This window comes from Kribbella koreensis, from assembly GCF_039525325.1.
GTDB classification, from domain to species: domain Bacteria; phylum Actinomycetota; class Actinomycetes; order Propionibacteriales; family Kribbellaceae; genus Kribbella; species Kribbella koreensis.
Window position 1 is genome coordinate 652,217 of the sequence record NZ_BAAAHK010000017.1, and the last position, 22,649, is coordinate 674,865.

The following is a 22,649-nucleotide window of genomic DNA, read 5'->3' on the forward strand; positions in this document are numbered from 1 at the left end:
TGCAAGGATGAGGTCATGCGTGACCTGAATGCGCCGGTCCCGGAGCTCGTGGACGTCGCGTCCGACCTTCGCGACGCGATCGACCGGTGCGGCTACTACCCAGACGTTGTGACGGACTCTCTCGCCGTGGCCATCGCCGGCGAACCGATCCGGGCTTTCGTGCTGCAACACGAGCCGACCTTCGACCGCGACGAGGTCCGGCGCCACATCACCATCCTGGCGCTGACCCCGAGCCGGCTGATCGTCGGGCATACCGACGAGCATGCCGCCGACGACCTGATCCGGGCGCCCTACGCGTCCACCTCGACCGAGGCGATCCCGCTCAACCGGGTGAACGCGGTCGTGGTGAACCGGGTCGTGCCGAATCCGGCCGGCTACGGCGCCGCCGGTGGCAAGGGCGAGCCGGTGGCGGGCGGCGAGGTCGTACTGACCATCGGCTGGGGCATGGTGAACCGGATCGACCTCGAGCCGGCCGTCTGTGCCGACCCGAACTGCGAGGCCGACCACGGCTACACCGGTTCCGTCGCCGCCGACGACATCTCGCTGCGGATCTCGGCCGCCGCGGACGGCCCGGCGGGGATCCAGCAGGTGCTCGACTTCGCCTCGGCGCTGTCGTTCGCGACGACCAGTAGGTAGTGCAGTGGCCGACCCGACGCCCGTCCTCCCTGCATACGGCGGCGGGTCCCTCGCAGACGTGCTGCCCTCCGTCGCCGGTGCCCTCGCGGTCCCCGGCGAGCAGAACGTGCTCGACCTGCCACCCTCACCCCGGTACGCCGTATTGCTCCTCGACGGCCTCGGCTGGAACCTCCTCCGCCGCAACGCGGAGACGGCGCCCTATCTCTCGTCGCTGGCTGCCCGCAGCCTGACCGCCGGAGTCCCGTCGACGACGGCCGCAAGCCTGACCAGCCTCGGCACCGGACTCCCACCGGGCGCGCACGGAATCGTCGGCTACACGTCGATCGTGCCCGAGACGGGTGCGCTGCTGAACGCGTTGCAGTGGGACGCTCCGGTCGACCCACGCCGCTGGCAGCCGCATCAGACCGTGTTCGAGCGGGTCGCAGCGGCTGGTGTCGCGACTCGTAACGTCAGCAAGGCGCGTTTCGACAGCTCCGGACTGACCGCGGCAGCGTTCCGGGGCAGCAAGCATCGCGGCGCCGACACCATCGAGGACCGCCTCGACGCGACCCGATTCGCCAGCCGCGAAGGCTCTTCCTCGCTCGTCTACGTCTACGACTCGCAACTCGACTACACCGGGCACGGGCAGGGGAGTGAGTCGTGGCAGTGGCGCAAGGAGCTCGCTGCGGCTGACGCCTTCGCCAGCCAGGTCAGGTCGGCGTTGCCGCGTGACGCAGTACTGGTCGTCGTCGCCGATCACGGCATGATCGACGTCGCTCCGGAGAACCGGGTCGACCTCGACTCCGAGCCGGCGCTGACGGATGGCGTGCGCGTCATCGGCGGGGAGTCCCGCTTCAGACACCTGTACTGCGTCGACGGCGCGGCTGACGACGTACTGGCGACCTACCGGGAGCGCGTGGGTGACAAAGCCCTCGTGCTCAGCCGGGACGAAGCGGTCGGACGCGGCTGGTTCGGCAAGGTCGAGGAGCGTGTCGAGCCACGGCTCGGCGACGTCATCGTCGCCTCACTGGGACCGATCGCGCTGGTCGCCGGACGACGTTATCCGCAGGAGGCCGGACTGATCGGCCTGCACGGATCGCTCACCGACGACGAGATGCTCATCCCGCTGCTGATCGACGCGGGCTAGAAGCTCCACACGTTCCAGTAGAAGGTCGCCTCCGCGGTCTTCGCGTCGGCATCCCGAGCAGTCACAGTGACCTTGTACCGCCCTGCGCCCGGTGTCAGGACGCCGACGATCCAGCCGCGCTCGCGGTCGATGCTGAGGCCGGGCGGCAAGCCGGTGGCGGTGTAGCTGATCGAACCCTTGCTGCTCATCCCCTTGAGCAGCAAGGGAACCGCGGGTGCGCCGCCGAACCCGATCTGCTCGCCAGGCTTGGTGATGGTCACGCCTGACGCCGGTGCCTTGCTCGACGCGCCGACAGCTTTGGCCGCGTCGACGAGGCCCTCGCCGTAAAACGAGTTCAGCGTGTCGGGTCCCTTGCAGACAGCTCCTGCTGCCGCCGGGCAAGCGATGTCATCGGCCTGCGCGGCGAGTCTGGCGCGGACCTGCTCGGGCGTCAGCTTGGGATTCGCGCTGCGGAGCAACGCGGCCACACCGGCGACGTGCGGCGACGCCATCGACGTACCGTCCAGAGACTGGTACCCGCCGCCTGGGACGGTCGAGTAGACGTCCTGGCCGGGCGCCGCGATCTTGATCTTGCCTTCGCCGTAGTTGGAGAAGCTCGCCTTGGTTCCCTGCGGGCTGAGCGCGGAGACGACGATCACGTCCGGCAGCTCGGTCGGCAGGCTGATGCACTGGGTGGTGACGGAGCGGGCGGCGGGAGTCGAGTCGTTCGGGCTGCTCGAGTCGGTGGTCTTGTTGGCGAGGTCGGTGTTCTCGTTGCCCGCGGCCGCGACGTTGACGACACCCTTGGAGTCGGCGTACGCGACAGCGCGGCGTACCGCTTCCTGGATCGCGTCCTGGTCGGGGTCGGTCGGGCAGAGGAACATCCACGGGTCGACGTAGTAACTGTTGTTGGTGACCGAGACGCCCTTGTCGGCGGCGAAGACGAACGCGCAGACGGTGTTCTCGGGGAAGAACAGCTGCTGCCCCTCGGGCTCGGCGACCCGGATCGACGAGACCTTCACACCCGGCGCGACGCCGGTCATGCCCTTGCCGTCCTTGGCCGCGGCGATCGTGCCGGCGACGTGGGTGCCGTGCTCGGCGACCGGCCGCCAGGCACCCGGCCTGGTGTCGGCCTTGCCGTAGGCGCAGGACGCCGACTTGCTCGCGTCGAAGTTCGCCTTCAGATCCTGGTGCTGGTCGTCAACGCCGGTGTCGAGCACGCCGACGGTGATCGACTTCGATCCCGGGTTCACCGCCCAGGCCTTGTCGGCGCCGATCATCGCCATATCGGGCCGGACCTGGTCGGGCGCGTTGTCCGGATGCTCGACCGGCGCCGGCGGGATCGCCGGATTGGCGACGGCGGGCGGGAGATCCGACGTACGGGTCGCCCCGACCTTCTGCACACCTTTCACCGTCCGCATCGCGCCGGCGAACCCGGCGTTGGCCGAGTGCACGACAAGCACGCCGATGGCGTCGTACGCCGCGTAGATGGTCCCCGCGTTGGCCGCTACCCCGGCCGCCACCGCTGCGGTCTGCTTGGGCGCGGTGATCACGAAGTACGCACGCAGCCCCGCCTCGACCCGCAGTGGAGCCGCCATCGACTGAACGGCCGTACCAGCGAGAGTCAGCCACACCGTAAGAACCAGAACCAGAGCTTTGCGCACGCCCAAGTAGACCCCGCCGACCCCGCAGAACAAAAGCCGACGCACCCCGGCATACCTGCCCGGCATTCGACTTTGGCAGGATGAGCGCTCGTGGCTGAGCTGCTCTACTTCACCGGGACCATGGACTGCGGCAAGTCGACGCTGGCGCTCCAGATGGATCACAACCACGCGGCCCGTGGGCGGCTGGGGAGGATTTTCACCAGCAACGACCGGGCCGGCGAGTCCGTACTGTCGTCGCGGCTGGGGCTGGAGGCCGAGGCGATCGAGGTCAAACCCGACTTCGACTTCTGGCAGTACGTCGTCGACGAGCTGACCCAGGGCGGCCGGATCGACTACGTGGTCGCCGACGAGGCGCAGTTCTACCAGGCGGAGCAGGTGGATCAGCTCGCCCGGCTGGTCGACGAGTTGCAGATCGATGTCTTCTGCTTCGGCATCCTGACCGACTTCCGGGCGACTCTGTTTCCCGGCTCGGCCCGGCTGGTCGAGCTGGCCGACCGGATGGAGCTGTTGCAGGTCGAGGCGTTGTGCTGGTGCGGTGAGCGTGCCACCCACAACGCCCGTACGGTCGGTGGTGAGATGGTCACCGAAGGCGAGCAACTGGTCGTCGGGGACATGGTCACCAACGCGGCCCAGGTCGCCTACGAGGTGCTCTGCCGTCGCCATCACCGGCGCCGGCTGACTGCCGCGCGTGCTCGTGCCACCCTGTCACCCGAGGTACTCCCGTTCGGAGGCGCACTGTGAACCCGCTGATCTCTGCCGACTCGTTGCTCGCGGCTACCACCAGGCCGGTACTGATCGACGTCACCTGGAACCTCTCGGTACCGTCCGGCCCGCCCGCGCCTCCCGGTCGCGACGCCTACGCAGCCGGTCACCTCCCCGGCGCGTACTACGTCGACCTCGACGCCGAGCTGGCCGGCCCGCCCGGCGACGGCGGACGCCATCCGTTGCCCTCAGCAACAACTGTCGAGGCGGCGCTGCGCCGGGCCGGTGTCTGCGAGGACACCCCGGTGGTCGTCTACGACGCCGCGAACTCGATGGCTGCCGCCCGCGCCTGGTGGATCTTCCGGTACTTCGGTGTGCGCGACGTCCGTGTCCTCGACGGCGGCTTCGCGGCCTGGCGGGCCGCCGGGGGAGAGGTCGCCACCGACGTACCCGCGGACGGCAACGGCACCTTCACCGCCTCGCCCGGCCACGTCCCGATGCTCGACGCCGAGAGCGCCGCCAAACTCGCCTCCACCGGTGTCCTCCTGGACGCCCGCGCCCCCGAACGCTTCGCCGGCGAAACCGAACCGATCGACAAGGTCGCCGGCCACATCCCCGGTGCCGTCAACGCCCCCACCACCGCCAACGTCACCCCCGACGGCCACTTCCTCTCCGCCGAAGACCTCCAGGCCCGCTTCACCGCCCTGGGCGCCGACGGCTCGACGGCGGTCGGCGCGTACTGCGGCTCCGGCGTAACCGCAGCCCACGAAGCCCTGGCCCTCCAAGTAGCCGGCATCGAAGCCGCCGTCTACGTCGGCTCCTGGTCCGAATGGATCACCGACCCCGACCGCCCCATCGCCACCGGCACCGCCTGACCGACCCGCCAACCGCCAGGCCATCAAACGCAGGCCAGGCAGCCTCGCCGCGCCGAGCTCCACCCACATGCGACCCCCCTTTGATGGCCTGGCGATCGGCCGCGCCGCAGTTCCACGCCGGGGCGGGCTGTGGTGAGTAGGCGTGCCCAGGCGGCGCCGATCGGACCGCCGTCTTCGGCGATGACTCCGAAGTCGCCGGGGCGCATCCAGGCGTCGACGTAGCGCCAGGCGTGGTCTTCGCCGGACAGCTGCTCCAGGGTGAAGCGGGGCTGGCCGTCCCAGTTGTACGCCTCGAGCAGCATCTGCTCCAGGAACCCGCGGTCGTCGGCTGTCGCCGGTCTGATCAACACCTCGCCATCTTCTCCCGAACCGTGATCAGCTCGGGGATTGATAAAGTAACACGCATGGTTTAACTTACTCGAAATTGGGCTTCTGTGGCCCAGACCACACCCCTGGACCGCCCGGTACGCAGGGGTGTACCCGGAAACCTGAGGAGTTCCGATGACGAGAACGGCACGGTTTGCCGCGACGTGTGCGTCGGCCGCCCTGCTGCTGGCGACGGCAGCCTGCGCGGACGGCACCGACCCGTCGGCGAGTAGTAGCGGCGGCGCGATCGACGAGAACGCACCCGTCACCATCACGGTGGGGAACAAACCCAAGCCGGACAAGCCGGCCGACGTCGCCGCCTTCGAGCGCAACGTCAAGAAGTTCACCGACGCACACCCGAACATCACGGTGAAGTCGACCGAGACGTCGTGGGACCCGCAGACCTTCCAAGCTCAGGTGGCAGGTGGCTCGCTCCCGACCGTGATGAGTATCAGCTTCACCGAGCCGCTGAACATGATCCCGAACAAGCAGCTGCCCGACATCACCGACGAGCTCAAGCTCGTCGACATGACCAAGGACCTCAACCCCGAGACGCTCAAGCTGGTCCAGGACGCCAACGGCCGGATCTACGGCGTCCCGTTCGAGGCGTTCTCGGTCGGCCTGGCCTACAACCGCGCGCTGTTCAAGCAGGCCGGCCTGGACCCGGACAAGCCGCCGACGACCTGGGACGAGGTCCGGCAGTACGCCAAGCAGATCACCGAGAAGACCGGCAAGGCCGGCTACGCGCAGCTGACCAAGGACAACACCGGTGGCTGGATGCTCACCACGATGACCTACAGCATGGGCGGCAAGGTCCAGAGCGACGACGGCAAGAAGAGCGTCTTCAACGACGCGCCGACCAAGAAGGCGCTGCAGCTGCTGAAGGACATGCGCTGGACCGACAACACGATGGGCACCAACTTCCTCTACAACCAGGAGGAGGCGCGCCAGGACTTCGCGGCCGGCAAGATCGGGATGATCATGCAGGCGCCGGACGCCTACGACATGGCGGTGAAGAACTTCGGCATGAAGCCCGCCGACTTCGGCGAGGGCGCGCTGCCGCAGGACGGCGGACCGTTCGGCACGCTGACCGGTGGCTCGATCAAGATGATCAACCCGAAGTCGACCAAGAACGAGATCGTCGCCGCGCTGAAGTGGATCAAGTCGCAGGAGTTCGACAAGTACACGTCCGAGGCGCTGGCCGTCCAGGACGCCAAGAACGCCATCTCCGACAAGGGCTTCGTCGGCCGGCCCGGCGTGACCCCGCTGAGCCAGGCGACCTACGACCAGTACAACAAGTGGCGCGAGCCCTACAACAACGTGCCGGTGAAGCAGTTCCAGGGCTACATCGACTCGACCAAGACGCTCAAGCTGCTGCCCGAGCCGTCGAACAAGGGCCAGGAGGTCTACGCGCTGCTCGACCCGGTCGTCCAGCAGGTGCTGACCAAGAAGGACGCGGACATCGACAAGTTACTCTCCGAAGCCTCCTCGAAGATCGACGCCCGCTTGTCCAGGTAGTCCGATGGCTGTCCTGACGAGAACCCCCGCCGCCCCACGCACGACCGCGCAGTCCGGCCGGAGCCTGACCACCTGGTTTCGCTCCGGCGGGCTGAGCGCCATCGTCTTCGCGCTGCCCCTGGTACTGACCTTCCTGTACTTCTCCTGGGGCCCGATCGTGCGCGGGCTGGTGCTGTCGTTCCAGAAGACCAACCTGGTCACCCCGGCCGAGTGGGTCGGGATGTCCAACTTCAGCTACGTGCTGACCGACCCGCAGTTGCCGCAAGCAACGATCAACACCCTGTACTTCGCGTTGCTGGCGCTCATCTTCGGCTTCCCGGTGCCGCTGTTCCTGGCGGTCTTCATCAGCGAGCTGCGCAAGACCGGGTGGCTCTACAACGTGATCTCGTACCTGCCGGCGGTCGTCCCGCCGGTGGTCGCGATCCTGTTGTGGAAGTACTTCTACGACCCCGGCTCCGGTGTCTTCAACGCGATCCTCGGCTGGTTCGGCCTCGGCCCGTACGCCTGGCTGAACTCGCCCAACCTGGCGATGCCGGCGATCGTGCTGGAGGCGACCTGGGCCGGCGCCGGGGCCACCTCGATCATCTACCTGGCGGCGCTCACCGGCGTACGCAACGAGCTGTACGAGGCGGCCGAGCTGGACGGTGCCGGGATCTGGCGCCGGGTCTGGCACGTCACGATCCCGCAGATCCGCGGAATCATCCTGATCATGATGCTGCTGCAGCTGATCGGGACGTTCCAGGTCTTCACCGAGCCGTTCCTGTTCACCGGCGGCGGCCCGGACAACGCGACCACCACGATCCTGCTGCTGATCTACCGGTACGCGTTCATCAACGGCGACTTCGGTGCCGCCACGGCGCTCAGCGTGCTGCTCGCGCTGGTGCTGTGCGTGCTGTCGGTCGTCTACCACTTCCTCACCAGACGTTGGAGCACGACATGACGGCGGAGGCGCCCGAGCGCGGGATCATCTCGTCCATGGACCGGCGCCGGCCGCTGGTCCGGTACGGGCTGCCGATCATCCAGGTCTTGCTGTTCATCGGCGTCGTCATCGCCGGCGTCGGCCCGTTGCTGTGGCTGCTGAAGTCCGGGTTGTCGACCAGCCAGGACATCCTGCGCGGGCCGATGCAGCTGTGGCCGAGCGGCATCCAGTGGCACAACGTGCCGGACGCGTGGAACCAGGTCCAGATCGGCTCGTACCTGGGCAACACCGCGATCATCGCGATCGGCTCGCTGCTGTCCACGTTGTTCGTCTGTACGACGGGCGCCTTCGTGCTCAGCGTGCTGCGCCCGAAGTGGGGACCCGTGATCACCGGCCTGGTGCTGGCCACGTTGTTCCTGCCGGGCGTGATCTCGCTGGTGCCGCTGTACCTGACCATCCTCAAGATGCCGGTGTTCGGCTGGAACCTGCAGAACACGTTCTGGGCGGTCTGGCTGCCACAAGCGGCCGGCGCGTTCAACATCTTGGTGATGAAGCGGTACTTCGACGCGATCCCGCGCGAGCTGATCGAGGCGGCGCGGATCGACGGGGCGAGCAATCTGCGGCTGTTCACGGCGCTGATCCTGCCGATGTCGAAGCCGATCATCGGAGTGGTCGCACTGCTCACAGTGATCGGTTCGTGGAAGGACTACCTCTGGCCGCTGCTGGTGCTGCCCGATCCGAAGCTGCAGCCGATCTCGGTCGCCCTGCCGCGGGTCCAGAAGACGACTGATCTCTCCTTGCAGATGAGCGCATTGTTCCTGGCGGTCCTGATCCCCGTGGTGCTGTTCTTGATCTTTCAGAAGCAGTTCCTGCGCGGGGTCGGAATGTCAGGGGGCATCAAAGAGTGAGTGGACTGTTGAGTGGTCGCCGCGTGCTGGTGACGGGCGCGGCCGGGCGGATCGGCCTGGTCGCGACCCGGCACCTGACCGAGCTGGGCGCGTTGGTGACCGCGATGGAGATCGCCGGGCACGACGAGCTGAAGGCCGACCGGATCGTGATCGGCGACACCAGGTCGGAGGACGACGTGGCGAAGGCGCTCGACGGCGTCGACACCGTCGTCCACCTGGCCGCCCTGGCGCATCCGTCGGCTGGTACGCCGTACGAGGTCTACACCACCAATGTCGTGTCGACCTTCAATGTGCTGGCCCAGGCGGGCGCGGCCGGGATCAAGCGGGCGGTCGTCGCCAGCAGCATCAATGCGTTCGGCGTGCCGTTCAACCCGGCCGATATCCGGCCGGCCTACTACCCGCTCGACGAGAAGATCCCGGCCGACGTCGCCGACTGGTACTCCCTGTCGAAACAGAACGACGAGAACACCTGCCGGATGGCCTGGCGCCGCTGGGGCATCGACGTGGTCGCGTTCCGCTTCCCGCACGTGAACTCGGCCGAGGTGCTCGAGCGGGTCGCGAACGGCTTCGTCGAAGATCCGGCGCCGGGCGTCCGGGAGGGCTGGTCCTACCTCGACACCCGCGACGCGGCGTACGCGATCGAGTTGGGGCTGACGGCGAAGCTGTCCGGCGCCCACGTCTTCTTCGCCGCGGCCAGTACCACCAACGCGCCGTACGAGACCGAGGCTCTGCTCGACAAGTACGCGCCCGGCGTGCCGCGACTGCGGCGGTTCGTCGGGCGCGAAGTACCGATCGACCTGACCGCGATCCGGACCGTGCTCGGCTTCCAGGCTCGCCACGAGCTCGACCTCCCCACGAAAACTCTGGAGACCTGAATGGCGCACGAGACCCCCGCCACCTTCGCCCAGCCCTGGCCGGTCCGCGACGACATCCGGATCCGCGCGGTGCAGGCGATCGTCACTGCGCCGCAGGGCATCCCGCTGGTGGTGGTGAAGATCGACACCACCGAGCCAGGCCTGTACGGACTCGGCTGCGCCACCTTCACGCAACGCTGGAAGGCCGTGAAGACCTTCGTCGACGAGCACCTCGCCCGGCTGCTGATCGGCCGGTACCCGGGCGACATCGGCGACCTGGTCCGACTGGCCGGGTTCTCCGGCTACTGGCGCGGCGGACCGGTCACCAACAACGCCATCTCCGGTATCGACCAGGCGCTCTGGGACATCGCGGGCAAGCGGGCCGGCATGCCGGTCTACGAGTTGCTCGGCGGCAAGGTCCGCGCCGCGGCCGACACCTATATCCACGCCGGCGGCATCACCATCGAGCAGACGCTGGAGCAGGCGAAGGAGTTCGTCGCGCAGGGCTGGCGCCACATCCGGCTGCAGGTGTCCACGCCGGGCGGCGGCGGGTACGGGGCTCCGCGACTCGCGACGCTCTACCCGGAAGCGCCCTACCGCAACGGCTGGAGCGCGCGCGACTACCTCCGTACTACGCCCGACCTGTTCGCCGCGGCTCGTCAGTCGTTGCCGGACAACATCGAGCTGCTGCATGACGTGCATTCGCGGCTTACGCCCAAGGAAGCCGTGTTGCTCGCCCGGTCGCTCGAACCGTACCGGCTGTTCTTCCTCGAAGACGTCCTGCCGCCGGAGCACTGGGATCGACTGCCGGAGGTCCGGGCCGCGTCGCCGGTGCCGCTGGCGGTCGGTGAGCTGACGACGTCGATGGGCGACGCGGTACGGCTGGTCCGCGACGGTGGCGTCGACTTCATCCGCTCGCACGTCTCCGACATCGGCGGGCTCACCGCGGCACGCAAGGTCGCGGATCTCGCTGAGCTGTGCGGAGTGAAGACCGCCTGGCACGGGCCGGGGGACACGTCGCCGATCGGTGCCGCGGCCAATGTCGCGCTAGATGTCAGTTCTGTTGCCTTCGGCATCCAAGAGGGGCACATCTACAACGACGCCACCCATGAGGTGTTCCCGGGCACGCTGCGGATCGAGGACGGCTGGCTGCGGCCGAACGAGACTCCGGGCTGGGGCATCGACATCGACCTCGAGGCGGCCGCGCAGTACCCGGCGGAGTTGTCCGGGCATGATGAGTGGGCGGCCGGCGTACGGCGTATCGACGGGGCCCTGGAGGCGCCGTGAAGTTCGCCGTGTTCACCGATTCGACGCCGGAGTGGGCTCCTGAGGAGGCCGCGAAGATCCTGGCCGAGCAGGGCTGGCACGGGATCGAGTGGCGGATCACGGACCCGGTGGAGTCGTCGCGCCCGACCTTCTGGGCGGGGAACCGCGCGACGTGGCCGCTGACCGGACTCGAGTCCCACCTCGACGACATCCGCTCGGTCACCCAGTCGGCCGGGTTGGCGATGCCTGCGCTCGGTGGGTATGTGACGCCGAGGCAGCGTGAGGACGCCGAGCGGATGCTGGCCGCGGCGGCTGCGCTCGACGCCGGGCAGGTCCGCTTCCTCGGAGTGAACACGGAGAAGGGCCAGTCGTATCGAGAGGCGTTCGCGGCGTACCGGGCCGACTGGGAGTGGCTCGAGGGCCGCGCCCGGCATCACGGCGTACGGGCGTTGCTGGAGTTGCATCACGAGAGCCTGACCGCGAGCGCGTCCGCGGCCCGGCGGTTGGTCGAGGGGCTCGATCCGCGGTACGTCGGCGTCCTGCACGACATCGGCAACACGGTGATCGAGGGCTGGGAGGAGCCGGCCCATGCGTTCGACCTGCTCGGTGAGTACCTTGCGCACGTACACGTCAAAAACGTGGCATTTCACCTGTCCGGCGTGCAAAACGACGGCACTCTGCGGTGGGAACCGAAATGGGTGCCGTTGCGCGAAGGCCGGGCCGACCTGCCGGAATTCTTCAAAGCACTGGCCGGGGCCGGCTACGACGGCTGGGTGACGGTCGAGGATTTCTCCGTCGCCTTGCCACTGGCCGAAAGAACGGCGGCGAACCTCGAATACCTGACCGGCCTGGCGAGGGCTGCGGGGTACGATCTCGGCTAGTTCGGGGCGGAATTCGGTGAACGGGGAAAGTAATGCAGACAGAGGAGGTGGGCGATGGTCACGCCAGAGACTGACTCGGCGGTGCTCGACGAGCCGACGCGTTCCGGTGCGAACCAGTACGACCTCGGCTCCTTCAACGAGGCCGTGATCATCGAGACGATCCGGCTGGCCGGCATCATCAGCCGGACGGAGATCTCCCGGCGGACCGGGCTGACCCAGCAATCGGTGTCGCGGATCCTGCGCGTCCTGCTGCAGCAGGGACTGCTCGTCGAGGAGGCGCAGGAGCGCGCCGAGCGGCTCGGCAAACCCCGTACTCCGGTGCGGCTGCGCTCGAACGCGGCCCATGCCGTCGGCATCCACATCGACCCCGAGCTGCTCACCGTCGCGGTGGTCGATCTGGACGGCACGATCGTGCGCCGGGAGACCGTCGACCTGCCGGCCGATCTCGACGCGGTGCGCCTGGTCGACCTCGCGGCGGCGACCGTGACGGCGGCCTTGAGCATCAGCCAGGTGGACGTGAACTCCATGCTGGGCGTGGGTGTCGCGGTGCCCGGCCCGATCAATGCCGACGGCACCTTGCTCGACCTCCCGCTGCAACCGGCCTGGCGTGGATTGAAGATCCGGCACCTCCTGCAGGGCAAGCTGAACCACCCGGTCCTGGTCGAGAAGGACGGCACCGCAGCGGCGATCGGCGAGCGCTGGATCGGGCGCTCCGCGCGGGCCCGCGACTTCGCCTATCTGTACGTCGGCAGCGGGGTCGGCAGCGGCCTGATCCTGAACGGCTCGATCTATCGCGGGCTGACCGCGAACGCCGGCGAGTTCGGCCAGCTGTGCGCGCTGAAGATGGGGGAGTGGGACGAGCGGACCGGCCCGAAGATGATGGCCGAATGCAATCCGACCGCCGGCCTGCCGGTGATCGCGGCCGGCTTCGGATATGTCGAGACCGACAGCAGCGCGAACGACGAGGCAAAGCGCTACAAAGCGGTCTGCAAAGCCGCCGCGAACGGTGACGTCGCGGCCCAGAAGGCGGTCACCCAAGTCGCATCGGTGATTGCGCAGGGTGCGGTCGGCCTGGTCGATCTGCTCGATATCGATTTGATCGTGCTCGGCGGGCCGGCGTTCGAAAAGGAAATCGCCGACGTGTTCCTTTCCGAAATCAGCCGGGCGGTGAATTCGCACCCGATCGCGAAAGGCACCCGGACGGTCGCGGTGGAGGAGTCGATGCTGCAGGCCGACGCGGCCGCGGTCGGCGCCGCCTCGACCATCTTCCACGACGCCTTCACCCCGCGGGTCGGAGGCTCCAGCCAGGCTCGTAGGCTGCCGAAGTGACCCTGGACAGACCCCTCACTGACGATGTCGAGATGCGGGTGGCGACGCTCGACGACGCCGCCGCCTTCGCCGAGGCACAGGTCCGCAATCGCGAGCACCTGAAGCCGTGGGAACCGGTCCGCTCGGACCGCTGGTTCACCACGGCAGGCCAGGTGGACCGGCTCGGCCAGCAGCTCGAGCGCTACAAGCGGGCCGAGGTCGTGCCCTGGTTCCTGTTCCAGGGCGACCGTGTGGTGGGCGCGATGACGCTGACCGACATCGTGCCCGGTCCGTTCCGCAGCGCGAGCCTCGGCTACTGGATCGACGCTGACATGCTGGGCAAGGGCCTCGCGACAATCGCAGTACAGGCAGTGGCCGAGGCCGCCGACAAGGAACTGCTCCTGCACCGGATCGAGGCCAGCACCCTCACCCACAACCTGCCCTCGCAGAAGGTGCTGAGGAAGGCCGGCTTCAGCCAGATCGGCACCGCTCCCGACTATCTCCACATCGACGGCGCCTGGCGCGACTGCCACCTCTTCCAGCGCATCCTCAACACCAGGCTGCCCGGCACCAAGCCCTGATCTCGCCGCCAGTCAGACGGTGAGGACTGCAAGGTCCAGCTGCTCCAGCCGCGCAGGATCCGTCACGATGTCGATCTCGCGGATCGTGCGGCCGTCGATCGTGAAGCGGATGGCCCGTTCCAGGTGACCCGCGGGTGCGACCACGAACCCGACAGCGCCGTCGACCAACGCCAGGTGAGCCGACGGCGCACTGGCTGCCGCCGCGGCGAGCGCACCACTAGCGGCACTCTTCGCGCCGCGGATCGCGCGGGTGACTCCGCCGATGTCGGTGCGGACGAGCACCTCGGGGTCGAGCACCTCGAGCAACGCCTCGAAGTCACCCTCACGGGCTGCGGTCAGGAAGGCTTCGATAACCTCGCGTTGAGCGACCTGATCGGCCTCGGCGACGGTTGCCCGGCCCTGGACCCGGCGCCGAGCACGGCTGGCGAGTTGCCTCGCGGCTACCGGCGTACGATCCACGATCGGCGCGATCTCCTCGAACGGCACCGCGAACAGGTCATGCAACACGAACGTCAGCCGCTCAGCCGGAGTCAGCGTCTCCAGTACGACCAGCAACGCAACCCCAACCGAGTCAGCGAGCAGCGCCTCGCGCTCCGGGTCTACAACACTGAGCGCAGGTGGCGCCTCCTCAAGCGACCGCTCGTGCCGTACCCGCCGAGCCTGCAGCTGATCGAGGCAGATCCGCGACACCACAGTCGTCAGCCAGCCACCGAGGTTGTCGATCCCATCCGCACCAGCCCGATTCAGCCGAAGCCAGGCTTCCTGTACGGCGTCATCGGCCTCAGCGCCGGATCCGAGCATCCGGTAGGCCACCCCGCGCAGTTGCGCCCGCTGCTCCTCGAACCGATGGGCCAGCCACTCGTTGTCGTTCATCAGCATCCTCAGCTCGTCGGCACCGTCACCTGTCTGACTGTGCCGACGGCCGAAGTGTGACACTCAGGCCGGTGGCAGCCGGATTCCGCGGCTGACGTCGACGTCGTCGTAGCGGCCTTCGAGGACGTCGACGAACTTGACCGGGCGCTGCAGGGTCGAGGCGATGTAGACCGCGCGGACGGTCGCGAGCGCGTCGATCGCGTCGTGGACGGTGATACCGGGCTGTTCGCCGTTGCCGATGGCGCTGAAGATGTCCTCGTACTGCGCGACGTGACCGCCCGGCCGCTCGGCGTCGATGGGCTGGTCGTCCTTCGAGCCGTCCACGTTGAAGCGGCGGAGCAGGTCGTCCTCGACCTCCGCGCCGCCCTCTGTGCCGTGGACCGATACGCGGGTCCGGCCGCCGGGGAAAGCCGCTGTCGTCGCATGCAGGGTGGCGACCGAGCCGTTCTCGAAGGTCAGGGTCGCGACGACGGTGTCCTCGACCTCGATCTCGTGGTGGGCCGCGCGGAGCGCCTGGGCCTGGATGTTGACCGGGCGGCCCATGAACCATAGCAGCAGGTCGACCGTGTGGACGCCCTGGTTCATGAGTGCGCCGCCGCCGTCCTGGGCCCAGGTGCCGCGCCAGCCGGCGGAGGCGTAGTACTCGTCGCTCCGCCACCAGGCGACCGTCGCGACGGCTGAGGTGAGCTGGCCGAAGCGGCCGGCCTTGATCGCCTCGGAGACCTGGGCGCTGCCCGGGTCGAACCGGTGCTGGCTGATCACCGACGAGACGACGCCGTGGCCGGCCGCCCGGGTGGCCGCCGCGCCGAGACGGCGGGCCCGGGGGAGGTCGACGTCGAGCGGCTTCTCGATCACGACGTGCTTCTTCTCGTTGAGCGCCTGCTCGGCGAGCGCGGCGTGCGTGCCGCTCGGCGTGCAGATCGCGACCAGCGAGATGTCCGAACCCGACAGGGCCGCACCGAGATCGCCGTACACCTTCGGCTCCGGCTGCCCGGCCTCCCTCAGCCGGACGGCCAGTGCTTCGGCGGCAGCGGTGTCGCCGTCGACCAGTGCGGTGACCGAGGCATCCGGCCGGGCCGCGATGGTGTCGGCGTGGGTGCGGCCGATGATCCCGCAGCCCACGATGGCGACCTGGTGTGTGTTCGTCGAGTCAGACATCTCGCCCTTTCGGTCGTTCTACCTCGGTGCGAAGTTCGCCGTCAGTACCTGGTCCGCGGTCACCCCGAAGGAGTACGACGCGTCGGTCGAGACCACCACGCCGCCCACGGTCCAGTTCTGGAAAACGCTATCCGACGCTGGCGTCGCTGTCACGGTCACCTGCGCGCCGACCTCGTACGTTCCCGGTTCCGACTCGTTCCCGGCGATCGTCGCGGTGCCGTGACCGGCCGTCGCGACCGAGACGTGCCGCTGGACGACGTTGATCACCATCACGTTGTGCAGCGTCACCGGCCCGGTGCTGGTCGCGCCGTTGTAGCGGGCCAGGTTGGTCGCCTCGACGTCACCCTTGACCACCTTCACCGTGAAGCCGTCGCCGCCGAGGTTGTCGGTGCCCAGGTTGAACGCGTCGACCTGACCGTCGTTGACGACCAGCCCGTCGTGGAATCCGTAGGCGAACACGTTGAACAGCGTCAGGCCGGTCGCGCCGTCGACGGTGACGATCTTGGCCGTCTTGCGCATGTACTTGTCGATCACCAGCTCGAAGATGCTGCCCTCGTTCATCCAGTTCGGCTGCTGGTAGCCGATCCGGGTGACCGCGTTGCCGTTGGACAGCACGCCCTCGATCCGCCCGCCGGTACTGTGGCCGACGGCGATCGCGTGGTCGAAGAAGGCGCCGGCGATCTTGCGGACCACGAACCCGTCGTTGCGGAACGTCGTGAAGTCGACGCCGTTCCATGCGTTCGGGAACCCGGCGTTGATGACGTAGGTCGAGGCGCCCTTGCCGCGCACGGCGTACGGGTAGGGAACGACGCCCTCGGCCTTGCCCGGGTTCTGCTCGGGATAGAAGACCCGCAGCCCGCGGACGCCGGCCTTCTTGCCATCCAAAGTGAGCAGCGCGGTTGCCGTGTCGGGAGCGGCCGTTGCCCGTCCCTCGAAGGCGTGCAGGACCGTACCTCCGCTGTTGCCGCCCTGATCGCGGTTCGGGACAGCGGATGCGCCGCGCAACTCGACCTTCGCGGGGATGGTGAGGTGCGTGCTGATCCGGTACCAGCCGGCCGGGAGATAGACGATCCCGCCGCCCGCTCGACCGGCCTTGTCCAGCGTCTTCTGTACTGCGCTCGTCGCGTCCGCCGCCGGGAGGTAGCCGACCCCGTGCGGTGCGTCTGCGACATACAGAGCATCCTCTGCCGGGCTGGGGAGTGCTTTGGCCGTGTAGGTCGGAGCGACACCGACCATCCGGTGCACGATCCCCGCAACTGTCCCGGTGACTGTCGTGCCGGTGACCTTCACATAGCCGCGGGAGTCGTTCTGAATTCCCTGGTCGCCCTCGAGACGGCCGCCGGCGAGGGTGAGACCCCACCGGTCGTCCATCACGTCGACCTTGAGCGCCGTACCGGTGCGCTGGACATCGGGCTGCAGGAAGCTCCCGGTGAACTGCGCGCGCTGCCCGGCGACGACATGGATGCCGACCTTGTAGTCGGAGAGCGTGATCTTGTGGAACTGGTCCCACTCGAGGTCGCCGAGCACCAGGCCGGTGCCGTTGGCCCGGGTCCAGGCATCGAGCATCGCACGGGCCGGCGGGTTGAAGTCGCGCGCCGCAGCCCAGTACGCGTTGCTGAAGGTCACGTTCTCCCAGGTGCCGACGTCAGCGCCGTTGTAGGCGCGGGCGCCTTCGAAGAGAGCGGTTCCCCGGATGTTGCGGATCGTCGTCGACTCGTGCACCTGGCCGGAGCTCGGCGCGTTGCCGTGGTCGTTGGGGAAGGTGCTGATCCCGATCCCGCGGTACGAGTTGAGCATGGTGACGTCGGAGACGGTCGACATCATGTAGTTCTCGTTGCCGATCCAGGCGCCGCCGGGGATCTCGAAGGTGTAGCCGTACGGGATCGGCGTCGTGGCGCTCTGGCGCGGGTAGTACGTCGTCACGCCGATCACGCCGGCCGAGCCACCGATCCGGAACAACGCCGGGCCATCGTTGCCTGAGGCAATGTCCGCGATGACGGTGGTGCCGTAGTCGCCGTGGTGATTACCGGGCTTGTCCGGGTCTCGACGGTCGCCGCGCAGGGTGCAGAACGCGTGCACCTCGACGGTGTCGGTGACCCGGTACTTGCCCGCAGGCAGCCAGATCGTGCCGCCGCCCGCGTCGACGCAGGCGTAGATGGCGTTCTGAATCGCCTTCGTCGAGTCCTTCACGCCGGTACGGTCCGCGCCGAACTCGATCGCGTCGAAGTCGGCGACGACCAGGTCCTCCGTCGGGTTGCCGGTGTCGACCAGCTTCGGCTTGGGCACCACGACCGGCGACTCGCGCAGCTGCAGTTCCTTCACCGTGTAGTTGTCGGCACCGGTCAGGGCGACCCGGACATACCGAGCCTGCACGGTCGCGAAGCGGGTCTTGCTGAACTGGTTGGCACCCGGCGAGCCAGTCCGGCCGACCGTCGTGAACGCAACGCCGTCATCCGAGACCTGCACGGTGTAGTCGGGCGAGGAGACCGGACCCCATTCGACCCGGACGTCGTTGACCGCACGCTTCGTCCCCAGATCCAGCTGCAACCAGGAGTCTCCGGGACCGCTCGTCCAGGTGCTCTGGTGGTTGCCGTCGTTGACGTTCCCCGCGTTGGCGCCGCTGCTGGCGCTCGCAGTACCGGTTGCGGCGAAGTTCGTGTCGACGATCGAGGCGTTGAAGGCATTGAGCTTGGTCTGCAGAGCCTGCAGCGCCGCCTTCACCTGTACGTCGGTGACGCCCGGCGTCGTGGCGACCGTACGGGCGTCGTTGATCGCCTGCAGGAAGCTCGCGCGGCTGCCGGCCGGGAACTGGCCGTCGCGCGATCCTTCCCGGGCGGCCTTCTGCACCCGGGCTGCCTCGTCGATCAGGTCGTTCAGCCCTTCGGTGACGTCGAGAATGGTGGCCACCTTCGCCACCCGGACCGCCGCGACCTTGAGATCGACCGCGCCGTCACCGATGTGGATCCGGAAGTCCGACCCGTTGGACCGGTTCGTCATGATCGCGTCGGTCAGCGCGAACGTGTAGGTCTTCCAGGTCTTGGTGTTGCCGTAGGTGACGACCGGCGAGTTCTTGAACATCTCCGGGATCGTCGTGCCGGGGGAGTCGTAGTGCAGCCCGAACTGGCCGTTGCCCTCGTCGAAGTAGTCGATGCTGACCAGCACGAGGTTGCGGTTGTCGTAGAGGTAGGTGTCCGAGACGTTCAGGTAGAAGAAGTTCATCCCGGGCGACGGCGCTGTCCGGTCGGTCTGCCAGTAGGACCGGCCGTCCTGGACGCCGGTGATCAGGTTCTCCCCACGGTCACCAGGCCGCGGGGTGATGCCGTTCTGGGCCGGGGACGCGCCGAGGTCGACGGTCGCTCCCGCAGTACTGATCCGCAGGCCCGCGACGGTGATGTCCTCGCTGCCCTGCAACCGCAGGTCGCCGCCACCGAGGCGGTTGGCGAATTCGATGTCGTTCAGCGCGAACGTACCGGTCTGCCAGGTGCCGGTGTTCTTCAGTTGGACGTTGTCGGCGTGCGCGGCCGGGTCGGCGGCCGCGTCGTACTGGAGCTGCAGAGTGCCCGTGCCGCTGTCGAGATAGGTCACGGTGACGACGACGTCATCGGTGTTCAGCTCGCCGACGTAGTCGCCGTCGACATCGAAGGTGAAGTAGCTGGTGTCGGCGGCCTGGTCAGTGCGCCAGAACGTACGGCCTTGCTCCGTACCGGTCCGCAGACCGGCCGGATCCGCGCCGGCGGACGGCTTCACACCCAGCGTCGTCGGAGTGGCACCGAGGTCGGCGCCGACCCCGCTCGGATACATGGTTGCCGCGTGCGCGGGGGTCGCGACGAGCGCGCCGCCCAGCAGGAGAGCGGGCAACAGACCCGCTAGCAGGCGTCTTGAAGACATGACAGGAACCTCCAGGTGGCGGGCCCAGGAGCAAGGGTGCGTGTAAGTTAAACCATGCGTGTTACTTATTCAAGAGTCCGTGTCTCCGGTCGGCTGGATAGGCTTTTTCCGTGCCCAACGAAAGCTTCCCCGAGATCCAGCAGTGGCTGTCCGGTACTGCGCGCCCGCTGACCAGCCTGGTCGCGGGGTCCTCCACCGAGGATCTGGCCCCATTGGGCGAGGCGCTGGGCGACGTGAGGGTGCTCGGGATGGGGGAGGCCACCCACGGCACCCGCGAGTTCTTCCAGCTGAAGCACCGCCTCTTCGAGTACCTGGTCACCGAGCTCGGGTACTCCGTGCTGGCGATGGAGGCGAGCGAATCGGCCGCGCCGGCCGTCGACGCGTATGTACGCGATGGTGTCGGCGACGCGGCGACCGCGGTGACTGGGCTCGGCTTCTGGACCTGGCAAACCGAGGAGGTCGTCGCGCTGGTCGAGTGGATGCGGACCTATAACTCGGGACGGCCGGCGGCTGAGCAGGTTCGCTTCGCGGGGATCGACCCGCAGCGGTGCTCGGCGTCGGTCGCGGCGGTACGGGAGTTCCTGGCCTCGTCGGTGCCTGACCGGCTGGCGGCCTTCGAGGAGGGCTTCGGGTATCTGTCTGATGCCCAACCCGGTTCGGTGCCGGACAAGGATCAGTTGGTGGTGCGGGAGGCTCAGCAGCTGATTCCGTTCCTGGAAGCCAAGGGTGCTGACGCGGACGTACTGAACCATGCCCGGATTCTCGAGCGGGCCGGCGACCTGGTGTCCCGGGCGAAGGAGAACAAGAATCCGGCGGAGACGCTGTTCGCGGTCCGGGACGCCTACATGGCCGAGGCGGTCGGGCGGCTGGCCGACGAGGATCCGCAGCGGCGGATCGCGGTGTGGGCGCACAACGGTCATCTCGCGGCCAGCCGGCAGTCGGCGGAGCTGCGGCCGATGGGACAGCATCTGCGGGAGCGGTTCGGGGCGGAGTACTACGCGTTGGCGCTGTTGTTCGGCTCCGGCGCGTTTCGCGCTCGCCGGCTGCGGCCCGGTCCGTGGCCAGGGCCGATGGACGGTCCGGTCGTTGCCAACAGCATCGATCGGGGTGGCTTCAATGCGCTGGAAGGTCAGTTGGCGGCGGCGAGTCCGGGTGATCACTGGCTGAACCTGCGTGGTTCCGAGGACGCGCCGGAGCCGGTGAAGCGGTGGCTGGCCGAGCCGCAGATGTTCCGGAGCTTCGGCGCGTACGTGCAGCGCTGGACGTACCGGATGCAGTTCACGCCGACTCTGCTGACCCGGGAGTACGACGGTTTGATCTACGTGGCGACCTCTACTCCGTCGGTCCCGCTACCCGAAACTGTGCCGGCGCAGTGACGCGGCTGGCGCTGTCCCGCCGATCGCTGTTCGCGGCGAGCCTCTCGGCGGCGGTGCCACTGGTGGTGAAGCCGCACGCCAAGCCACTTGCTGCGTTGTGGGCGGTGAGTGACGGCGAGAAGGTCGACGCCGACGACCTCGCGAATCCTCACAAGCGTCGCAACAGCGCGTGGGACGGCCATACTGCCCGGACCTTCGGGGCGCGCAACGAGGTGGTCGCGTTTCAGCTCGTCGCGGAGGCCGGCGCGGCAGGCATCGGCGCTCTGTCCGTTCGGCTCCCGATCCTGCGGCAGGTCGGTGGGCCGGGAGTGATCCGGTATGCGCCGCCGGTGGCGGATCCGACCGACACGGTCGGTCGGCAGATCCAGGTCTTCTCCGAGCGGTACATGACCATTGCCGAGCGGTCCAACGCGGACTGGATCTACCTGCGCGACTCACCGGCCGAACCGCCGGATCCGCTGGGACCCAAGCCGGTCCAGCTCGTCCCGGAGAACGCGGCGCAGGGTGGATTCCCGCTCGCCGTACCGGCCGCTCGCAATCAGGCTTTCTGGTTCGACATCTACATTCCGCGGCGCGCACCGGCGGGCGTCTACCGCGGTCGCATCGAGGTACGCGCCGATGATCAGGTCCGGATGGTGCCGGTCGAGCTGACGGTCTTTCCTTTCACGCTGCCTGACGAGAACAGCATCAACGCGATGTTCTACTTCGAGAGTTCGCAGGTCGAGCTGCGGTACGGCCGCAATCTGGACCCGGTGTTCCACCGCTTCGCCCACCGCCACCGGGTCGAGTTCGTGGATGCCTATGACATCGCTACCGCCACCGCTGCCCGGTCTCGCTTCACCGGTACGGACTTCACGAAGGCAAACGGGTACGAAGGCCCTGGCGAAGGCGTTGGGAACACCCTGATCCCGCGCACCTTCTACGGCCCGGAGCCCGACTTCGACACCCTTGAGAAGGCGAAGGCCAACGCTCCGCTCTGGACCGACTGGCTGTCGAAGAACCTGCCGGGCAAGAGGACCTTCGTCTACATGCCTGACGAGCCCAGCGCCGAGGATTACGACTACATCCGCTCGCTGTCCTCGGCCGTCCGGGCATCGGGCGCGCCCCTGCCGATCTTCACCACGCACGCCTACGACGCCGCGCTGGACGGGCCGAACAAGGCGATCGACATCTGGGCGACCGTCGCCGACCTGTACGACTCCAAAGCCGCTGCGACGCTTCGCAAGGATGGCCGGGACATGTGGTTCTACAACGGCCAGCGCCCGAACGTCGGCTCGGTGGTGATCGAATCACCGGCCACCGACCCACGCGCCAACCTCTGGGCCGCGTTCAAGCACAACGTCTCGACGTACTTCTACTGGCACACCAACCACTGGCGCCACAACCGGCAGGTCCTGCCAGGCCGCGAGCGCAACCAGAACGTCTGGCTCGACCCGGTCACCTTCTACAACAAACGCGGCTGGTGGGCCAACGGCGACGGTGTCCTGATGTACCCCGGCGAAGACCTCATCTACCCCGACCAGGACCGAGGCATCGCCGGCCCCATCTCCACGATCCAGCTGGCCAACTTCCGCCGAGGCATCCAGGACCACCTGTACCTGACCATGGCCCGCAACCTCGGCCTCCACCACCTGGTCGACCAAACAGTCGACCAGATCGTCCCCGCAGTCCTCGACGAAGCCGGCCCGAGCGTCTCTTACCCCCAACAAGCCAACCCCTACGAACAAGCCCGCCTAAAACTCGCCCAATCCATCGCGGCCCGAAGCTGAAA

The 22,649-nt window shown here is 68.0% G+C and carries 19 protein-coding genes; 14 read left to right on the forward strand and 5 right to left on the reverse strand.

The annotated features are described in order from the left end of the window. The first annotated feature begins 15 nt into the window (after positions 1-15). Entirely contained in the window at positions 16-636 is a 621-nt protein-coding gene (locus ABD116_RS32520; RefSeq protein WP_343979159.1) for a DUF5998 family protein, read from the forward strand. 4 nt (positions 637-640) lie between these two features. Next, positions 641-1,762 carry an alkaline phosphatase family protein gene (locus ABD116_RS32525; RefSeq protein WP_343979162.1) on the forward strand — a complete coding sequence of 374 codons (1,122 nt, stop codon included), beginning with the start codon at positions 641-643 and terminating at the stop codon, positions 1,760-1,762. Here the strand turns inward: ABD116_RS32525 and ABD116_RS32530 are convergent. Further along, positions 1,759-3,339, reverse strand: coding sequence for a S8 family peptidase (locus tag ABD116_RS32530; protein WP_343979165.1), 1,581 nt, complete (start codon positions 3,337-3,339; stop codon positions 1,759-1,761). The two genes, ABD116_RS32525 and ABD116_RS32530, sit on opposite strands and share 4 nt — an antisense overlap. Positions 3,340-3,495: 156 nt before the next feature. On the opposite strand from ABD116_RS32530, the gene ABD116_RS32535 reads away from it, so the two are divergent. Both ABD116_RS32535 and ABD116_RS32540 read left to right on the forward strand, forming a co-directional pair. Beyond that, the gene (locus tag ABD116_RS32535) at positions 3,496-4,146 is read left to right on the forward strand and encodes a thymidine kinase (protein ID WP_343979169.1); all 651 of its coding nucleotides are present in this window, start codon (positions 3,496-3,498) and stop codon (positions 4,144-4,146) included. Then, positions 4,143-4,982: a sulfurtransferase gene (locus ABD116_RS32540; RefSeq protein ID WP_343979172.1), complete on the forward strand. Its 840-nt coding sequence runs from the start codon at positions 4,143-4,145 to the stop codon at positions 4,980-4,982. Before ABD116_RS32535 ends, ABD116_RS32540 begins: the two co-directional genes overlap by 4 nt. Positions 4,983-5,005: 23 nt before the next feature. Here ABD116_RS32540 and ABD116_RS32545 read toward each other — a convergent pair whose 3' ends face one another. Further along, positions 5,006-5,332 (reverse strand): GNAT family N-acetyltransferase, encoded by a 327-nt coding sequence (locus tag ABD116_RS32545; protein ID WP_343979175.1) that lies wholly within the window; start codon positions 5,330-5,332, stop codon positions 5,006-5,008. 151 nt (positions 5,333-5,483) lie between these two features. Between ABD116_RS32545 and ABD116_RS32550 the strand changes: the two genes are divergently transcribed. Genes ABD116_RS32550 through ABD116_RS32585 form a run of 8 tightly spaced genes read left to right on the forward strand, consistent with a single transcriptional unit; the run spans position 5,484 to position 13,583 of the window. Beyond that, positions 5,484-6,866: an ABC transporter substrate-binding protein gene (locus ABD116_RS32550; protein ID WP_343979178.1), complete on the forward strand. Its 1,383-nt coding sequence runs from the start codon at positions 5,484-5,486 to the stop codon at positions 6,864-6,866. Positions 6,867-6,870: 4 nt separating this feature from the next. Further along, positions 6,871-7,806, forward strand: a complete 936-nt coding sequence (locus tag ABD116_RS32555) for a carbohydrate ABC transporter permease (RefSeq protein WP_343979180.1) — start codon at positions 6,871-6,873, stop codon at positions 7,804-7,806. Beyond that, positions 7,803-8,693 carry a carbohydrate ABC transporter permease gene (locus ABD116_RS32560; RefSeq protein WP_343979183.1) on the forward strand — a complete coding sequence of 297 codons (891 nt, stop codon included), beginning with the start codon at positions 7,803-7,805 and terminating at the stop codon, positions 8,691-8,693. The genes ABD116_RS32555 and ABD116_RS32560 overlap by 4 nt, the downstream gene beginning before the upstream one ends. Further along, positions 8,690-9,568 carry an NAD-dependent epimerase/dehydratase family protein gene (locus ABD116_RS32565; RefSeq protein WP_343979186.1) on the forward strand — a complete coding sequence of 293 codons (879 nt, stop codon included), beginning with the start codon at positions 8,690-8,692 and terminating at the stop codon, positions 9,566-9,568. Before ABD116_RS32560 ends, ABD116_RS32565 begins: the two co-directional genes overlap by 4 nt. Then, positions 9,569-10,834, forward strand: coding sequence for an enolase C-terminal domain-like protein (locus ABD116_RS32570; protein ID WP_343979189.1), 1,266 nt, complete (start codon positions 9,569-9,571; stop codon positions 10,832-10,834). Beyond that, complete coding sequence (locus ABD116_RS32575) at positions 10,831-11,694, forward strand: sugar phosphate isomerase/epimerase family protein (RefSeq protein ID WP_343979191.1); 864 nt, start codon at positions 10,831-10,833, stop codon at positions 11,692-11,694. Before ABD116_RS32570 ends, ABD116_RS32575 begins: the two co-directional genes overlap by 4 nt. 54 nt (positions 11,695-11,748) lie before the next feature. Then, positions 11,749-13,023, forward strand: coding sequence for an ROK family transcriptional regulator (locus ABD116_RS32580; protein ID WP_343979194.1), 1,275 nt, complete (start codon positions 11,749-11,751; stop codon positions 13,021-13,023). Further along, positions 13,020-13,583: a GNAT family N-acetyltransferase gene (locus ABD116_RS32585; RefSeq protein WP_343979197.1), complete on the forward strand. Its 564-nt coding sequence runs from the start codon at positions 13,020-13,022 to the stop codon at positions 13,581-13,583. Before ABD116_RS32580 ends, ABD116_RS32585 begins: the two co-directional genes overlap by 4 nt. A 12-nt stretch (positions 13,584-13,595) precedes the next feature. Here the strand turns inward: ABD116_RS32585 and ABD116_RS32590 are convergent, their stop codons facing one another. From ABD116_RS32590 to ABD116_RS32600, 3 genes are all read right to left on the reverse strand, one after another. Further along, positions 13,596-14,456 carry a sigma-70 family RNA polymerase sigma factor gene (locus tag ABD116_RS32590; protein WP_343979199.1) on the reverse strand — a complete coding sequence of 287 codons (861 nt, stop codon included), beginning with the start codon at positions 14,454-14,456 and terminating at the stop codon, positions 13,596-13,598. A 63-nt stretch (positions 14,457-14,519) separates the two neighbouring features. Next, on the reverse strand, positions 14,520-15,614 hold the full coding sequence (locus ABD116_RS32595; RefSeq protein WP_343979202.1) for a Gfo/Idh/MocA family protein: 1,095 nt from the start codon (positions 15,612-15,614) through the stop codon (positions 14,520-14,522). Positions 15,615-15,632: 18 nt separating this feature from the next. Beyond that, positions 15,633-19,502: a glycosyl hydrolase family 28-related protein gene (locus ABD116_RS32600; protein ID WP_343979205.1), complete on the reverse strand. Its 3,870-nt coding sequence runs from the start codon at positions 19,500-19,502 to the stop codon at positions 15,633-15,635. Positions 19,503-19,612: 110 nt separating this feature from the next. Between ABD116_RS32600 and ABD116_RS32605 the strand changes: the two genes are divergently transcribed. After that, positions 19,613-20,878, forward strand: coding sequence for an erythromycin esterase family protein (locus ABD116_RS32605; RefSeq protein WP_343979208.1), 1,266 nt, complete (start codon positions 19,613-19,615; stop codon positions 20,876-20,878). After that, the gene (locus tag ABD116_RS32610; protein WP_343979211.1) at positions 20,875-22,647 is read left to right on the forward strand and encodes a DUF4091 domain-containing protein; all 1,773 of its coding nucleotides are present in this window, start codon (positions 20,875-20,877) and stop codon (positions 22,645-22,647) included. The genes ABD116_RS32605 and ABD116_RS32610 overlap by 4 nt, the downstream gene beginning before the upstream one ends. Positions 22,648-22,649: the final 2 nt, after the last annotated feature.

Excerpts from the sequence above, each read along its gene's own strand:
- ABD116_RS32555 (WP_343979180.1), top strand. The coding sequence starts at position 6,871 with ATGGCTGTCCTGACGAGAACCCCCGCCGCCCCACGCACGACCGCGCAG.
- ABD116_RS32580 (WP_343979194.1), top strand. The coding sequence starts at position 11,749 with ATGGTCACGCCAGAGACTGACTCGGCGGTGCTCGACGAGCCGACGCGT.
- ABD116_RS32600 (WP_343979205.1), bottom strand. The coding sequence starts at position 19,502 with ATGTCTTCAAGACGCCTGCTAGCGGGTCTGTTGCCCGCTCTCCTGCTG.
- ABD116_RS32520 (WP_343979159.1), top strand. The coding sequence starts at position 16 with ATGCGTGACCTGAATGCGCCGGTCCCGGAGCTCGTGGACGTCGCGTCC.
- ABD116_RS32530 (WP_343979165.1), bottom strand. The coding sequence starts at position 3,339 with ATGGCGGCTCCACTGCGGGTCGAGGCGGGGCTGCGTGCGTACTTCGTG.
- ABD116_RS32550 (WP_343979178.1), top strand. The coding sequence starts at position 5,484 with ATGACGAGAACGGCACGGTTTGCCGCGACGTGTGCGTCGGCCGCCCTG.
- ABD116_RS32595 (WP_343979202.1), bottom strand. The coding sequence starts at position 15,614 with ATGTCTGACTCGACGAACACACACCAGGTCGCCATCGTGGGCTGCGGG.
- ABD116_RS32560 (WP_343979183.1), top strand. The coding sequence starts at position 7,803 with ATGACGGCGGAGGCGCCCGAGCGCGGGATCATCTCGTCCATGGACCGG.
- ABD116_RS32590 (WP_343979199.1), bottom strand. The coding sequence starts at position 14,456 with ATGAACGACAACGAGTGGCTGGCCCATCGGTTCGAGGAGCAGCGGGCG.
- ABD116_RS32570 (WP_343979189.1), top strand. The coding sequence starts at position 9,569 with ATGGCGCACGAGACCCCCGCCACCTTCGCCCAGCCCTGGCCGGTCCGC.